The sequence below is a fragment of the Mesorhizobium sp. AR10 genome, assembly GCF_024746795.1.
GTDB lineage: Bacteria > Pseudomonadota > Alphaproteobacteria > Rhizobiales > Rhizobiaceae > Mesorhizobium.
This window is the reverse complement of sequence record NZ_CP080524.1, coordinates 4,809,507-4,824,908: the sequence shown is the minus strand read 5'-3', so window position 1 is coordinate 4,824,908 and position 15,402 is coordinate 4,809,507. Positions and strand designations below refer to the sequence as shown.

Sequence of the window (15,402 nt, the reverse complement as noted above, 5' to 3'; positions counted from 1 at the left end):
GCGCGTCGGTTACGATGCGGGGTTCCGGTAATGGGCCGGAATGGGAGCTGCGTTCACACGGGAAAAAGATCAGGGTTTGCCTGAAAACAGAAAAGGGTCTGTGGGTCATGAAAAAAATTGCATTCGGCATTCTGGGAGCCGCCGCGTTCGGGTTGATAGCTTCGGCCGCGTCAGCGGCCACGCTCGACGACGTCAAGGCGAAGGGCTTCATTCAATGCGGCGTCTCGACCGGTCTGGCCGGCTTCTCGGCGCCGGACGACAAGGGTGACTGGCAAGGCATCGATGCGGATTTCTGCCGCGCGGTCGCGGCCGCCGTCTTCGGTGACGGCACCAAGGTCAAGTTCACGCCGCTCAGCGCCAAGGAACGCTTCACTGCGCTGCAGTCGGGCGAGGTCGACATCCTGTCGCGCAACACCACCTGGACCATCAATCGCGATACAGCACTCGGCCTGAACTTCATCGGCGTCACCTACTATGACGGCCAGGGCTTCATGATCAACGCCAAGAAGCTGCCGGGCGTGAATTCCGCACTACAGCTTTCGGGCGCGGCCGTCTGCGTGCAGAGCGGCACCACGACCGAGCTCAACCTCGCCGACTACTTCAAGGCGAACAAGATGGAGTACAACCCGGTCGTCTTCGAAAAGCTGGAAGAGGTCAACGCCGCCTATGATGCCGGCCGCTGCGACGTCTACACCACCGACCAGTCGGGTCTCTACGGCATCCGCCTGACGCTCGGAGCACCCGCCGACCACGTCGTGCTGCCCGAGATCATCTCCAAGGAGCCGCTCGGACCGGCCGTGCGCCAGGGCGACGACCAGTGGTACCACATCGTCAAGTGGACCTATTTCGCGCTGTTGCAGGCGGAGGAACTCGGCATCACCAAGGCCAACATCGATGAGATGAAGACCTCTGAAAGCCCCGAGATCAAGCGTGTGCTCGGCCAGGAAGCCGATACCAAGATCGGTACCGATCTCGGCGTCTCCAACGACTGGGTCGTCAACATCGTCAAGGCCGTCGGCAACTATGGCGAGATGTTCGAACGCAATGTCGGTTCGGGCAGCCCGCTCAAGATCGCGCGCGGCATCAACGCGCTGTGGACCAAGGGCGGTCTGCAATACGCTCCGCCGATCCGCTGATCGAAATGTGATCCGGGAGGCAGATGATCTGCCTCCCGGTTTCTCTTTCCAGGGGATAGTCGAATGGCATCGCAGGAAATTCTTCGCGAGGAGCCAAGCCGGGCTTCTTTCGTCAACGATCCGAAAGTCCGCGGCATATTCTTCCAGGTCGTGGTTGTCGTCTTGCTGGTGTCGGGCGTCTGGTGGATTGTCCAAAACACCATCGACAATCTGGCGCGGCTTCACATTGCATCGGGGTTCGGCTTCCTCAGGGGGCGTGCCGGCTTCGACATTTCCGACACCGCGATCGCCTATTCGTCGGATTCGACTTATGGCCGCGCCATCGTCGTCGGCTTCATCAACACCCTTATTGTTGCCGGCGTCGGTATCGTCACTGCGACCCTCATCGGCTTCATCCTCGGCATTGGCCGCCTGTCGCGCAACTGGCTGATCCGCAAGATCTGCATGGTCTATGTCGAGATCTTCCGCAACATACCGCCGCTGCTGGTCATCTTCTTCTGGTATTCCGGCGTGCTTGCCGTGCTTCCCATACCGCGCGAGAGCATCAACCTGCCGTTCGGCTCCTTCCTCAACCAGCGCGGCTTCTATTTTCCGCGCGCTGTCTGGGGCGATGGCTCCTGGTTGATCTTCGTCGCTTTGCTTGTCGGCATCGCCATGGCGTGGTTCGTCGCCCGCAAGGCGCGTCAGCGGCAGATGGCCACCGGCCAGCAATTCCCGGTGTTCTGGACATCAGTGGCGCTTGTCGTCGGGTTGCCGCTGCTTGCCTACGCGCTGAGCGGTTTCCCGCTGACCTTTGATTTTCCAAAACAATCGACCTTCAACCTGACCGGTGGCTTCCAGGTCAAGCCGGAGTTCCTGTCGCTCTATCTGGCGCTGTCCTGCTACACGGCGGCCTTCATCGCCGAGATCGTGCGCGCCGGCATCATGGGTGTCAGCAAGGGCCAGACCGAGGCAGCCGGAGCGCTCGGCTTGCGACCTGGATCGATCCTGCGGCTCGTCGTCGTTCCGCAAGCGATGCGCATCATCATTCCGCCGCTGACCAGCCAGTACCTCAACCTGACCAAGAACTCCTCGCTCGCCATTGCCATCGGCTATCCCGATCTGACGGCGACAGCCGGCACGGTGCTGAACCAGACCGGCCAGGCGATCGAGTGCGTGTTGATCATGATGGTCGTGTACTTGGCACTCAGCCTGCTGACCTCCGCGGTCATGAATGTGGTCAACGCCAAGATGGCGCTGGTGGAGAGGTAGGGCCATGCAGGAACACGATACCTCCTGGGTTCGCACCGAAATGGCGTTGGCGCAGACGCCCCCGGCCGGCGTGCGCGGTCCGGGTGCCTGGGTGCGCCAGAACCTGATCGGCTCGGTTGGCGACACCATCCTGACCGTCATCGGCATCGCGCTGGTGGTGATGATCCTGCCGCAAGTCATCAACTGGGCCTTCATCAACGCCCAGTGGACCGGAACCGACCGCACTTTCTGCGCCACGGTGGCGCAAGGCGGCATCCAGCCGGACGGATGGTCCGGTGCTTGCTGGGCCTTCGTCAACGCCAAGTTCGGCCAGTTCATGTTCGGCCGCTATCCGATCGAGGAGCGCTGGCGGCCGATCCTCGTCGCCATCCTGTTCGTGGCGTTGCTGGTGCCGCTGCTCATCCCGCGCGTGCCGCACAAGGGGTTGAACGCCCTCCTGTTCTTCCTGGCGATGCCGATCCTTGCCTTCGTCCTGCTGGTCGGCGGCATGTTCGGCCTGCCGCATGTCGAAACGCCGCTGTGGGGCGGCCTGCTGGTGACGCTCAGCCTGTCCTTCGTCGGCATTGCCGCGTCGCTGCCGATCGGCATCGTGTTGGCCCTCGGCAGGCGTTCGAAGATGCCGATCGTCAAGACGCTGTGCGTCGTCTTCATCGAGACGGTGCGTGGCATCCCGCTGATCACCGTTCTGTTCATGGCCAGCGTCATGCTGCCGCTGTTCCTGCCGGCCGGCGTGACCTTCGACAAGCTGCTGCGCGCGCTGATCGGCGTGTCGCTGTTTGCCGCCGCCTACATGGCCGAAGTGGTGCGCGGCGGCCTGCAGGCCATTCCCAAGGGCCAGTATGAGGGTGCCGATTCGCTCGGCCTCGGCTACTGGCAGAAGATGAACCTGATCGTGTTGCCGCAGGCGCTGAAGCTGGTCATTCCCGGCATCGTCAACACCTTCATCGGCATGTTCAAGGACACCAGCCTTGTCTACATCATCGGCATGTTCGACCTGCTCGGCGTGGTCAAGCTGAACTTTTCCGATGCCAACTGGGCGACGCCGCAGACGGCCAGGTCCGGCCTGATCTTCGCTGCCTTCGTCTTCTGGCTGTTCTGCTTCGGCATGTCGCGCTATTCAATGTACACGGAACGCCGGCTCGACACCGGCCACAAACGCTAAGAACAAAAAGGGGAACCTGCCATGGCCACAGAAAATGCCGTCAGCGCGGAAGAGATCAAGGTCAACGCCGCCAAGATGCACATCTCCGACACCGATGTCGCCATCGACATCATCGCCATGCACAAATGGTATGGCGAATTCCACGTGCTGAAGGACATCAACCTGAAGGTGATGCGCGGCGAGCGCATCGTCATCTGCGGCCCTTCGGGCTCCGGCAAGTCGACAATGATCCGCTGCATCAACCGGCTGGAAGAACACCAGAAGGGCAAGATCATCGTCGACGGCAAGGAACTGACCAACGATCTGAAGAAGATCGACGAAGTGCGCCGCGAGGTCGGCATGGTGTTCCAGCACTTCAACCTGTTCCCGCATCTGACCATCCTCGAGAACTGCACGCTGGCGCCGATCTGGGTGCGCAAGACGCCGAAGAAGCAGGCCGAGGAAATCGCCATGCACTTCCTCAAGCGCGTCAAGATCCCGGAGCAGGCCAACAAATATCCGGGACAGCTTTCCGGCGGCCAGCAGCAGCGCGTGGCGATCGCCCGCTCGCTGTGCATGAACCCGCGCATCATGCTGTTCGACGAGCCGACCTCGGCGCTCGATCCGGAAATGATCAAGGAAGTGCTGGAGACAATGGTTGGTCTGGCCGAAGAAGGCATGACCATGCTTTGCGTCACCCACGAAATGGGCTTTGCGCGCAAGGTCGCCAACCGCGTGATCTTCATGGATCAGGGCCAGATCGTCGAGCAGAACACGCCGGCCGAGTTCTTCGACCATCCGCGCCACGAGCGGACAAAACTGTTCCTGTCGCAGATCCTGCACTGATCGATCCGACGCAGATCAAGAGAGCACGGCCACACCATGGCCGGGCTCTTTTGCGTTTATGGTCGAAAGTAGGTCGACTCGCATCTCGCCGCCAACTGATCGCAGGATAGGTTCTCATGAGGAAACTCGGGCGCATCCTCGCTACGCTGGTCGTCGCGGTTGCGCTTGCTGCGACGCTCGGCACGCTGGTGCCGCGACCGCTGTGGCGGGCCGCAGCCGCGGCACCCGCCGGCACGCGCCACATACTGGTACTGAAAAATCCAATCCACACCGACATCGCCATTCCGGTCGATGACGACGTGCGCAAGCGCTTCCATTTCCTGGTCAACGCCGGCATTCCCGCCGACAGTCCGGAGGTCCGCTACATCGTCTTCGGCTGGGGCGGCCGTGCCTTCTATCTGGAGACGCCGACCTGGTCCGAGCTGAAGGCGGTGCCGGTGATCAAGGCGCTGACTCTCGACACCTCGGTGATGCATGTCGATGTCGCCGGCGAGATCCCCGAGCCGCGCCCCAACGTGACCGGCTTCGACATCGGCGAGGAGCGTTTTACGGCACTGCTCGATTTCATCGTGGCGAGTTTCCAGCAGGGCCCGAACGGCCCGATCCTTGTCCCGGATGCAGCCTATTCCAGGTTCGACCGCTTCTACGAAGCTAACGGCCATTTCAACGCGCTGGTCGGCTGCAACACCTGGACGGCGTCGGCACTGCGCGTCGCCGGCCTGCGCACCGGCTGGTGGAACCCGCTGCCGGCCTCGCTCGGCCTGTCGATGCGGCTTTACAATTGAGCCTCGGCGGGCTCCCAGCCATAGAGCCAGTCGAGATCGGCGGCGAGTTTTTCGGGCGAGCGCATCGTCAGGAACAGGTTGCGCGCGATCGCCACCGGTCCTGAAGCGTGCCAGGCGAGGCGGTTGACCGCACCGCGGCGGGCGACTTTTGCGACGCGCGGACGCCGCCCCTGCTCCCAGGCAGCAAGCGCGCGGGCAGTATCGGCCGGCGAGGCGGCGATGGCGCCGGCGAGGGTGACGGCATCCTCGATTGCCATCGCCGCGCCCTGCGCCGCAAACGGCGTCATCGCATGCGCCGCGTCGCCGATCAGCGCGATGCCGGCAGGGCTCGTCCAGGGTTGTTTCTGGTCGACCGTGTGGATGGGCCAGGCCGTCCACCGGCCGGCGTCCTCGACCAGCCGGGCCAATGCCGGCGCGGTGCCGCGCATGGCGCCGGCGAGGATCTTGGTGTCGGCATTGCCTGACCAGCCCTCGGCGATGCTTTCGCCCTTGGTGAAGGCGGCCAGGTTGAAGGCGGCGCCCTTGCTGACCGGGTAGGCGACCATATGGAAACCGGGATGCAGGAAGGTGGTCACACAGTTGGCGGCCCCTGCAGCGGCAAAGGCCGTCCCGGCAGTACTGTCTGCAGGGATCGTGGCGCGCCAGGCAAGCTCGCCGCAAAACCGGCTCCTGGTCGAAAGCCTGCCAAGTGCGCGGATCGCCGACCAGACGCCATCGGCGCCGATTAGTATGAAGCCCTCTGCCGTGACGATCTTGCCGGCGATTTCGGCCGTTGCAGTGACACCGTGCGGCCCTGTGGCGACGCTGCCAACGCTGGCGCCGGTGACAAGCTCGATCTGGGGCTGCTCGGCTGTGCGCGCCATCAGCGCGCTTTGCAGGTCGGCGCGGTGGGCGACGAGATAGGGCGCCTGCCAGCGCGTTTCGGCCGCTTGTCCCAGCGGCACCCGTGCCAACTCGCGCAATGTTCCTGCGTCCTTGAGCACAACCGCCTCCGGTCGCACCGCCGCCGGCAACAGCCGGTCGAGCACGCAGAGCTGGCGAAGCAGGCGCGTGGCATTGGGGGAAAGCTGGATGCCTGCGCCGGCGGCTTCGAGGCGCTGCGCTTGTTCGAAAAGCTTGACCGGATGACCGCGTTTGGCGAAGGCCAGTGCGGCTGTCAGCCCGGCAACACCCGCCCCGGCGATGACGACCTGCCGGGACCGCGCGTCGTTCATTGGGCTTGTCGTCTGGGAATCAGGCGGCCTGGTCGAGATAGAGGCAGCCCGGGGGCTGTGTTTCCGTCGCCTTCAGCTTCGGCGAATAGCGGTAAAGCGTCGAGCAGTAGGGGCAGACCTTCTCATTGTCGTCGCCCATGTCGAGAAACACATGCGGATGGTCGAAAGGCGGATTGGCGCCGGTGCACATGAATTCCTTGACGCCGATGTCGATCGCCGGATGGCCCGCATCGTTCTGGAAATGGGGAATGGAACCGCCTGCCATCGTCGTCTCCTTAACGCAAATCTCTTCTGCATCTGGATCATAACCCGTCTCTTTGCAAGATCGATGAAATGAAACTGTCGCAAAAGCCTGTCAGAGGATAAGTTAAGCCGGTTAACCGGCAGACGGTGCGGGAAGAGCAGGAATCATGAACGAACTGAAGCCGGTGCAGAGCGAATTCGTGAATGTCGAGGTGGCCCGCCCGGAAGGCGGCAACCCCGACCGCTTCGTCAACCGCGAGTTTTCCTGGTTGCAGTTCAACCGCCGCGTTCTCGAGGAATCGCTGAATCTCAACCATCCGCTGCTGGAGCGTGTCCGCTTCCTGTCGATATCGGCGGCCAATCTCGACGAATTCTTCATGGTCCGCGTCGCCGGTCTCGCCGGTCAGGTGCGCGAGGGCATCACGCTCAAAAGCCCGGACGGCCGCACGCCCGAGCAGCAGCTCGAACAGCTGCTGCGCGAGGTCGAGCGCCTGCAGGAGGACCAGCAGAAGAGCCTTTCGGCGCTGATGCTGCTGCTCAACAAGGAAGGCATCGAGAGCATCACCCGCGATGACCTGACCAAGGACGAGAAGACCTGGCTCGAGGACCATTTCCAGGAACAGGTATTTCCGGTGCTGACCCCGCTGTCGATCGACCCGGCGCATCCGTTCCCGTTCATTCCCAATCTCGGCTTCTCGATGGCGCTGCAACTGCGCCACCGCAAGAATGGCGAGGAGATGAGCGCGCTGCTGCGCCTGCCGGTGGCGCTGAAGCGCTTCATCCGCCTGCCGGACCGCAAGCACCATGTCCGCTTCATCCCGCTCGAAGAAGCGGTCGGCCTCTATATCGGCAAGCTGTTCCCAGGCTACGAGGTCAAGGGTTCCGGCACGTTCCGCATCATCCGCGACAGTGATATCGAGGTCGAGGAGGAGTCCGAGGATCTCGTGCGCCTGTTCGAGACGGCGCTGAAGCGGCGGCGCCGCGGTTCGGTCATCCGCATCGAATTCGACAGACTGATGCCGTCCGAATTGCGCGACTTCGTCGGCGGCGAACTTGGCGTGTCGTCAAGCCGCATAAGCGTTCTGACCGGTCCGCTGGCGCTCAGCCAGATTTCCGAGATCGTTGCCGTTGCCCGCGACGACCTGAAGTTCAGGCCCTACAACCCGCGCTTTCCCGAGCGCATCCGCGAGCATGGCGGCGATTGTTTCGCTGCCATCCGCGAGAAGGACATTGTCGTCCACCACCCCTACGAATCCTTCGACGTGGTGGTGCAGTTCCTGCGCCAGGCGATGGCCGATCCCGAAGTGGTGGCGATCAAGCAGACGCTCTACCGCACCTCCAATGACAGCCCGATCGTGCGCGCGCTGGTCGACGCCGCCGAGGCCGGCAAGTCGGTGACGGCACTGGTCGAGCTCAAGGCGCGCTTCGACGAGGAAGCCAACATCCGCTGGGCGCGCGACCTCGAACGCGCCGGCGTCCAGGTCGTGTTCGGCTTCCTCGAACTGAAGACCCACGCCAAGATGTCGCTGGTCGTGCGACGCGAGGACGGCAAGCTGCGCAACTACGTGCATCTCGGCACCGGCAACTACCATCCGGTCACCGCGCGCATCTACACCGACCTGTCCTTCTTCACCACCGATCCGACGATCGCCCGCGATGTCGCCCAGCTGTTCAACTTCATCACCGGCTATGCCGAGCCGACCGATGAAATGCGGCTGGCCATTTCGCCCTTCACGCTGAGAAGCCGCATTCTCAAGCACATTGCCGATGAGGTTGCCCACGCGCTCGAAGGCCGGCCGGCGCGCATCTGGATGAAGATGAATGCGCTCGTCGATCCGATCATCATCGACGCGCTCTATGACGCCAGTCGCGCCGGGGTCGAGATCGACCTCGTCGTGCGCGGCATCTGCTGCCTGAGGCCGCAGGTGCCTGGGCTGTCGGAAAACATCCGGGTGAAGTCGATCGTCGGCCGTTTCCTCGAACACAGCCGCATCTACTGTTTCGGCAACGGACATGGCCTGCCGTCGGACGGGGCGATCATCTACATCTCTTCGGCCGATTTGATGCCGCGCAATCTCGATCGCCGCGTCGAGACCATGGTGCCGATCACCAATCCAACTGTGCATGAACAGATCCTTGGCCAGATCATGCTGGGCAACATCATGGACAACCAGCAAAGTTTCGACGTATTGGCTGACGGAACCTCCCGGCGCGTGACGCTGGAGGAGGGTGAGGAACCGTTCAACGCGCAGGAATACTTCATGACCAATCCGAGCCTGTCCGGACGTGGCGATGCGCTGAAGTCGCATGCGCCCAAGCGCATCGCGCAGTTCAAGCGCCGCAAGAAAAACGCCGCAGCGTCCGGCTGATGATTTCAACGTCCCAGGGCCGGCTTCAGGACCGCCGACCGCTGTCCATCATCGATATCGGGTCTAACTCGATCCGTCTTGTCGTCTATGAAGGGCTGGCGCGTTCGCCGACCACGCTGTTCAACGAAAAGATGCTCGCCGGCCTCGGCCGCGGCATCGTTTCGACGGGAAAGCTCGACCCCGAGGCGGTAACGCGCTCGATGGAGGAGTTCCGGCGCTTCCGTGCGCTGTCGGACCAGGTCGGCGCCGAGCACATTTATGTGCTGGCGACCGCCGCCGCTCGCGAGGCGGTCAACGGCCCCGACTTCATCCACCGCGCCGAAGACGTGCTCAAGACCGAGATCCGGGTGCTGAGCGGCCGCCAGGAAGCGCATTATTCGGCGCTCGGCGTCATTTCCGGCTTCCATCCGGCCAACGGCATTGCCGGCGACCTTGGTGGCGGCAGCCTCGAACTGATCGACGTCAACGGTGAGGCGATCGGCGACGGCATCACGCTGCCGCTGGGCGGCCTGCGCTTGCAGGATATGGCCAAGAATTCGCTGGCCCAGGCGGCAAAGATCGCGCGCGAGGAACTGGCGCGGGCGAAGCTCTTGAAAGGCGGGCAGGGCAGGGCGTTCTATGCGGTCGGCGGCACCTGGCGAAATCTCGCCCGGCTGCACATGGAAATGAGCAACTATCCGCTCGGCGTCATGCACCACTACGAAATCTCAGCCGACAGTGCGGCGAACTTCCTCAAGCAGGTGGCGAAAGGCGAGATCGAGAAGGTCAAGGGGATCGAGGGCGTCTCCAAGAACCGCCGCTCGCTGCTGCCCTATGGCGCTATCGTGCTGCAGGAGATCATGGCGGCGATGCAGCCGTCGAAGATCATCGTCTCGGCGCTCGGCGTGCGCGAGGGGTTTCTCTATTCGCTGCTCGATGCGGCCGAGCAGAAGGCCGATCCGCTGATTTCGGCCTCGGAAGAACTAGCCCGACTGCGCTCGCGTTCGGTCACCCACGCGCATGAGCTTGTCGAGTGGACCGGCAAGGCGTTCGCCGCCTTCGGCATCGACGAGACCGAGGACGAGGCTCGCTACCGCCAGGCCGCCTGCCTGCTTGCCGATATCGGCTGGCGCGCCCATCCCGAGTATCGCGGCAAGCAGTCGCTCAACATCATCGCTCACGCCTCCTTCATCGGCGTCGATCATCCCGGCCGCGCCTTCCTGGCGCTTGTTGGTCTGTTTCGCCATGAGGGCGTATTCAACGAAGCCGTTCCGGAAATCCGCGGGCTGGCGACACCGCGCTACCTCGATCGCGCCCGCGTGTTGGCTGCACTGCTGCGTGTCGTCTACCTGCTGACGGCGGCAATGCCAGGCGTCATGCCCAGGCTGAAATGGGAAAGCCGCCCCAATGGCGCGCTTGCGCTGGTGCTGCCGGCGCCGCTGTCTGATCTCTATGGCGAGCGGCCGGCCGGAAGGCTGGCGCAACTGGCGCGGATCACCAACCGCCGGCTGGTGCTGGCGGTCGAGGGTGGCCCGAGCGTTTCGGTGAAGTAGAGCCTGGTTCGGTCAAAATAGCCCCGTTTCAGTCAAGTAACCTCAGACCCGATGCCGAAGGTGCGGCCGTCGATCGACCAGGCGCCGGCCCCTGCCATCGCCAGCGCCAGGAAACCACCAGCAATCGCGATGTCCTTCATCAGCATCTGCGAATGGAGGAAGATCAGCGTCGCATCGTCGCCACCCTGGCCGTAGTGGCCGATGAAGCCTGCTGCGATACAGAAAGCGGCGAGCAGCAGCGCCACGATCCGCGTCTGGAAGCCGACAAGGATGGCGAGCCCTGCGATCAGCTCGAACAGGCCGGTGCCCCAGGCGGCAAGCAACGGCAGCGGCAGGCCGAGGCCGGCGAAATAGTCTGATGTGCCGGAAATGTTGGCAAGCGCCTGGAAACCGGATGACACCAACAAAGCGGCGAGCAACAGGCGGGACAGCAGAAGCAGTGCGTTGCGGGGCATGGTCACCTCCCTTGCGGGTGGCCGGCTGGCCAGATCCCGGCATCCCCAGTCTACCAGAAACAGCGGGCTCGGACGCCTATGCGTGTCGCCCAAAAGTGCGCAGCGGTTTTGGGACAACGACATGCATCAAAACAAAGACCTAAAGTGCGTCAACTGAATCCGTTTCAACGCGACGCGCTTTAGACTGATAACGAAGAAGCGGCGCGGAAAATTCCGCGCCGCTTCTTTCATCGTTAGCTGGGAGATGGCTCAGCCGCGCTTGGCGTCGACCGAATAGGCGCCGGCGCCCGAGGAAGCCAGCACGATGAAGCCGCCTGTGATCGCCAGGTTCTTCAGGAAGCTGATCATCTGCATCTGGTCGGCCCAGCCGGTGTGGGCAACCAGGCCCGTGGCGAGGGTGAAGATCGCCAGCACCCAGGCAGTGATCCGCGTCTGAAAGCCGACCAGGATGGCAAGGCCGCCGAGCAGTTCGATGAGGCCGACGACAATGGCGGTTACGGTCGGCAGCGGCAGGCCGAGGCTACCGAAATAGCCAGCGGTGCCGGCAATGGCCGTGAGCTTGCCGAAACCGGAAAGCAGGAAGATGACCGCCAGCAGGATGCGGCCGAGGAGGATGGTGGTTGATGCGTTGGAAGCGGCGCCGGAACCGGCGATGGAAGTGTTGATGGACATGGTGACTCTCCGGGAGGTTGCAATACGTTCCCAGATAGAGCAGGGCGACTGTTCACCAAAGATGCCTATCCGGCGACAGTTCGTTCACCGGGATGACGTTTTTGTGATCGAGCGTGGTCTCAGCCGGGATGCGTCATGTCCTCCGGCCGCACCAGCCGCTCGTAGTCGGCCTCGCTGACCAAGCCGGTGGCCAGAGCTTCCTCGCGCAACGTCGTGCCCTTCTTGTGCGCGGTCTTGGCGATCTTGGCGGCGTTGTCGTAGCCGATGGTCGGCGCCAGCGCGGTCACCAGCATCAGCGAGCGATTCAATGCCTCACGTATGTTGTCTTCCCGCGCCTCGATGCCGACGACGCAATTGTCGGTGAAGGAAACCGAGGCGTCGGCCAGGAGCTGCACCGACTGCAGGAAATTATAGGCCATCAGCGGATTGTAGACGTTGAGCTCGAAATGACCCTGGCTGCCGGCGAAGGTCAGCGCCGCATTGTTGCCGAACACCTGCACGCAGACCTGCGTCATCGCCTCGCACTGCGTCGGGTTGACCTTGCCCGGCATGATCGACGAGCCCGGTTCGTTTTCCGGAAGCGACAATTCGCCAAGGCCCGAACGCGGGCCGGAGCCGAGGAAGCGGATGTCGTTGGCGATCTTGAACAGGGCCGCCGCGCAGGCGTTGATGGCGCCGTGCGAGAACACCATGGAATCATGTGCGGCCAGTGCCTCGAACTTGTTCGGCGCGGTGACGAAGCCTATGCCGGTGATATCGGCGATGCGTTCCGCCACCTTTTCGGCGAAGCCGACCGGCGCGTTGAGGCCGGTGCCGACGGCGGTGCCGCCCTGTGCCAGTTCCTGCAGGCCGGGCAACGTCATTTCGATGCGTTTGATCGACGAGGCGACCTGCGCGGCATAGCCCGAGAATTCCTGGCCCAGCGTCAGCGGCGTCGCATCCTGCGTATGGGTACGGCCGATCTTGATGATGTGGGCAAAAGCCTTGGTCTTGGCTTCAAGCGCCGCATGCAAATGCTTCAGCGCCGGCAGCAGGTCGTGCACGATACGCTCGGCGCAGGCGATGTGCATGGCCGTCGGATAGGTATCGTTCGACGACTGGCTCATATTGACGTGGTCGTTGGGATGCACCGGCTTCTTGGACCCCATGACGCCGCCCAGCATCTCGATCGCCCGGTTCGAGATGACCTCGTTGGCGTTCATGTTGGACTGCGTGCCCGAGCCGGTCTGCCAGACGACCAGTGGGAAATGCTCGTTGAGCTTGCCGTCGATGACCTCTTGCGATGCTTCGACGATGGCCTTGCCGACTGCCGGGTCGAGCCGCTTCAACTCCATATTGGCTTCGGCCGCCGCCCGCTTGACGATGCCCAGCGCACGCACGATCGACGCCGGCTGCTTTTCCCAACCGATCTTGAAATTGCCGAGCGAACGCTGCGCCTGCGCGCCCCAATAGCGGTCCGCAGCGACCTCGATAGGGCCGAATGTGTCGGTTTCGGTTCTGGTCTTGGCAGCGGTCACGGCTCTCTCCGACGATCGAATTCGGCAACGGCGTATCGCGTTGCACAATGGCCTTCAAGCAGAGATTGCAGCGGTAAAGGATGCAAATCGGTTAGATGGCGAGCGCCAAGGACGACCGTGGGGCAAAATGGCCCATTTTAGCTTGATGACAGATACTGGGCTGTCACATAGGGTGCCGCCAAACAGAACCTCGATCAGGGGCGGCCATGGCGCACGACTTCCAGCAAGACATCGACGCCATAGCACGCATCGATGCCGTTCCCACCATCCTCGATGTCGTCTGCCGCACCACCGGGATGGGGTTTGCGGCGGTCGCCCGCGTCACCGAAGACCGCTGGATCGTCTGCAGCGTCCTCGACAACATCGATTTCGGCCTGGCGCCGGGCGGCGAGCTGAAAGTTGAGACCACCATCTGCAATGAGATCCGTGCCAGCCATGAGGCCGTGGTTATCGACAGTGTCGCCGATGACGAGGTTTTTTGCGGTCACCACACGCCCGCGCAGTATGGATTTCAGAGCTATATCTCGATGCCGATCATCCGCAAGGACGGTCAGTTCTTTGGCACGTTGTGCGCCATCGACCCGCGCCCGGCGAGGCTGAAAAACCCTGAAATCATCGGCATGTTCAAGCTCTTTGCCGAACTGATCGCCGCGCATCTCGACGCGGCCGAGCTGCTGGATGCGGCCCGTGCCGAAACCTTGCAGGAGCGCACGCACAAGGAACTGCGGGAGCAGTTCATCGCCGTTCTCGGCCATGATTTGCGCAATCCGCTGGGATCGATCGCCTCGGGCGTCAACATTCTCAAGCGCCCCAGTGATGAAGCGAAACGCGCGCAGATCCTTGCCCTGATGGAAGGCAGCGTCGTGCGCATGAGCGGACTGATCGACAATGTGCTCGACTTTGCCCGCACCCGCATGGGCGCCGGGCTGGTGGTGAAGGCGGCGGCGCCGAAACCGATGGAGCCGGTGCTGGAGCAGGTGGTGTCCGAATTCCGCTCCGTTCATCCGGACCGCGTGATCGAAACCGAATTCGAAGCTGCGACCTCCATCGTCGCCGACCATCTGCGCCTTGCCAGGCTGTTCTCGAATCTGATCGGCAATGCGCTTAGTCACGGTGCCGCAGGCACGCCGGTCAGGGTGAGTGCCAAAATGGTCGATGGCGAACTCGTCTTCTCGGTGGCCAATTCCGGCAAGCCGATCCCCGCTGACATGATGGCCAATCTGTTCCAGCCTTTCGTGCGCGGCAAGACCACCAATGAGCAGGGTCTGGGCCTTGGCCTCTACATCGCTTCCGAGATTGCCAAGATGCATGGGGGAAACGTAGAGGCCGTCTCGACGCCGCAAGAGACGCGCTTTGTCTTTCGCATGCCGCTGAAGCGCTGATCGAGCGCAGCCGGCCTTTCAAGTCGGCCGGCGGCCGGCCGCCTCTCACCCCGCCGTATAGCCGCCATCGATGGCAAAGATGCCGCCGCTGGTGCCACGCGGCCTCGTCGCTGGCGAGGTAGACGGCGATCCCGGCGAGGTCGCTGGTCTGGCCGATGCGGCCGAGCGGGTAGCTGCGTTCGACATAGGCCTTCAACTCGGCTTGCGCCGCCGCCGGCAGGTTCTCGATCGACTTGCGCCGCATGGCGGTGTCGACCGTGCCCGGCGCGATGGCATTGACCCTGATGCGGCGCGGGCCAAGTTCGAACGCCAGCGACTTGGTCAGCGAATTCAGCGCGCCCTTGGACAGCGAATAGAGGCTCGACGGTCGCTTCGGGATCATCTTGTTGGCGAAATAGGACGAGATGTTGATCACCGAAGCGCCGCTTTGCGTGAGATGCGGCAACAGGCGCTGGGTGAGAAAGAACGCCGCCGTGACGTTGAGCGCGAAGGACTGCTGGAACTGCTCCTCGCCGACGGTCTCGAACGGCACGAGGAAGGCCACGCCGGCATTGTTGACCAGGATGTCGAGCGGTTGGCTGGATTTCCTTACCTGCTCGACCACGGCGTCTATCCCGGCTGAGGTCGAAAGGTCGGCCGACAGCGTCTCGGCACTGCCGAGTTGTTTGCGGGCGGCGTCGAGCTTTTTGGCATCGCGACCGACGATCAGCACATCCGCGCCCTCGCGCGAAAAGGCCCCGGCTATCGCCAGGCCGATCCCGTCCGATCCGCCCGTCACCAACGCCCGTTTTCGGTGAAGTCTCATGCGATCCTCGCGCGTTTCCCGCCATGCCATCAGCCGGTAAGGGCAACGCCGATC

Annotated in this window: 13 protein-coding genes and 1 pseudogene; 8 read left to right on the top strand and 6 right to left on the bottom strand. The window is 63.0% G+C overall.

Annotated features, from left to right (window positions below; all coding sequences use genetic code 11):
* Positions 1-107 precede the first annotated feature (107 nt).
* From LHFGNBLO_RS26965 to LHFGNBLO_RS26945, 5 genes are all read left to right on the top strand, one after another.
* Positions 108-1,136, top strand: a complete 1,029-nt coding sequence (locus LHFGNBLO_RS26965; protein WP_258602323.1) for an amino acid ABC transporter substrate-binding protein — start codon at positions 108-110, stop codon at positions 1,134-1,136.
* 63 nt (positions 1,137-1,199) lie between these two features.
* Entirely contained in the window at positions 1,200-2,387 is a 1,188-nt protein-coding gene (locus tag LHFGNBLO_RS26960) for an amino acid ABC transporter permease (RefSeq protein WP_258602322.1), read from the top strand.
* A 4-nt stretch (positions 2,388-2,391) separates the two neighbouring features.
* Positions 2,392-3,549 carry an amino acid ABC transporter permease gene (locus LHFGNBLO_RS26955; protein ID WP_258602321.1) on the top strand — a complete coding sequence of 386 codons (1,158 nt, stop codon included), beginning with the start codon at positions 2,392-2,394 and terminating at the stop codon, positions 3,547-3,549.
* Positions 3,550-3,624: 75 nt separating this feature from the next.
* Positions 3,625-4,374 carry an amino acid ABC transporter ATP-binding protein gene (locus tag LHFGNBLO_RS26950; protein WP_031252160.1) on the top strand — a complete coding sequence of 250 codons (750 nt, stop codon included), beginning with the start codon at positions 3,625-3,627 and terminating at the stop codon, positions 4,372-4,374.
* A 116-nt stretch (positions 4,375-4,490) separates the two neighbouring features.
* Positions 4,491-5,159 carry a TIGR02117 family protein gene (locus LHFGNBLO_RS26945; RefSeq protein ID WP_258602320.1) on the top strand — a complete coding sequence of 223 codons (669 nt, stop codon included), beginning with the start codon at positions 4,491-4,493 and terminating at the stop codon, positions 5,157-5,159.
* On the opposite strand, the gene LHFGNBLO_RS26940 is transcribed toward LHFGNBLO_RS26945, so the two are convergent.
* Both LHFGNBLO_RS26940 and LHFGNBLO_RS26935 read right to left on the bottom strand, forming a co-directional pair.
* On the bottom strand, positions 5,150-6,373 hold the full coding sequence (locus LHFGNBLO_RS26940; RefSeq protein WP_258602319.1) for an FAD-dependent monooxygenase: 1,224 nt from the start codon (positions 6,371-6,373) through the stop codon (positions 5,150-5,152). The two genes, LHFGNBLO_RS26945 and LHFGNBLO_RS26940, sit on opposite strands and share 10 nt — an antisense overlap.
* A 19-nt stretch (positions 6,374-6,392) precedes the next feature.
* Entirely contained in the window at positions 6,393-6,638 is a 246-nt protein-coding gene (locus LHFGNBLO_RS26935) for a zinc-finger domain-containing protein (protein ID WP_258602318.1), read from the bottom strand.
* A gap of 145 nt (positions 6,639-6,783) precedes the next feature.
* On the opposite strand from LHFGNBLO_RS26935, the gene LHFGNBLO_RS26930 reads away from it, so the two are divergent.
* Both LHFGNBLO_RS26930 and ppx read left to right on the top strand, forming a co-directional pair.
* Entirely contained in the window at positions 6,784-8,985 is a 2,202-nt protein-coding gene (locus tag LHFGNBLO_RS26930) for an RNA degradosome polyphosphate kinase (protein WP_258602317.1), read from the top strand.
* On the top strand, positions 8,985-10,517 hold the full coding sequence (ppx, locus tag LHFGNBLO_RS26925) for an exopolyphosphatase (protein WP_258602316.1): 1,533 nt from the start codon (positions 8,985-8,987) through the stop codon (positions 10,515-10,517). The genes LHFGNBLO_RS26930 and ppx overlap by 1 nt, the downstream gene beginning before the upstream one ends.
* A 32-nt stretch (positions 10,518-10,549) precedes the next feature.
* Here ppx and LHFGNBLO_RS26920 read toward each other — a convergent pair whose 3' ends face one another.
* From LHFGNBLO_RS26920 to fumC, 3 genes are all read right to left on the bottom strand, one after another.
* Positions 10,550-10,972 (bottom strand): DoxX family protein, encoded by a 423-nt coding sequence (locus tag LHFGNBLO_RS26920; RefSeq protein ID WP_258602315.1) that lies wholly within the window; start codon positions 10,970-10,972, stop codon positions 10,550-10,552.
* 249 nt (positions 10,973-11,221) lie between these two features.
* Positions 11,222-11,644, bottom strand: coding sequence for a DoxX family protein (locus LHFGNBLO_RS26915; RefSeq protein WP_258602314.1), 423 nt, complete (start codon positions 11,642-11,644; stop codon positions 11,222-11,224).
* Positions 11,645-11,763: 119 nt separating this feature from the next.
* The gene (gene fumC / locus LHFGNBLO_RS26910) at positions 11,764-13,161 is read right to left on the bottom strand and encodes a class II fumarate hydratase (RefSeq protein WP_258602313.1); all 1,398 of its coding nucleotides are present in this window, start codon (positions 13,159-13,161) and stop codon (positions 11,764-11,766) included.
* A 206-nt stretch (positions 13,162-13,367) separates the two neighbouring features.
* On the opposite strand from fumC, the gene LHFGNBLO_RS26905 reads away from it, so the two are divergent.
* On the top strand, positions 13,368-14,543 hold the full coding sequence (locus tag LHFGNBLO_RS26905; protein WP_258602312.1) for a GAF domain-containing sensor histidine kinase: 1,176 nt from the start codon (positions 13,368-13,370) through the stop codon (positions 14,541-14,543).
* A 157-nt stretch (positions 14,544-14,700) separates the two neighbouring features.
* Here the strand turns inward: LHFGNBLO_RS26905 and LHFGNBLO_RS26900 are convergent.
* A pseudogene (locus tag LHFGNBLO_RS26900) lies at positions 14,701-15,348 on the bottom strand (SDR family NAD(P)-dependent oxidoreductase); the annotation flags it as partial.
* Between the last annotated feature and the right edge of the window lie 54 nt (positions 15,349-15,402).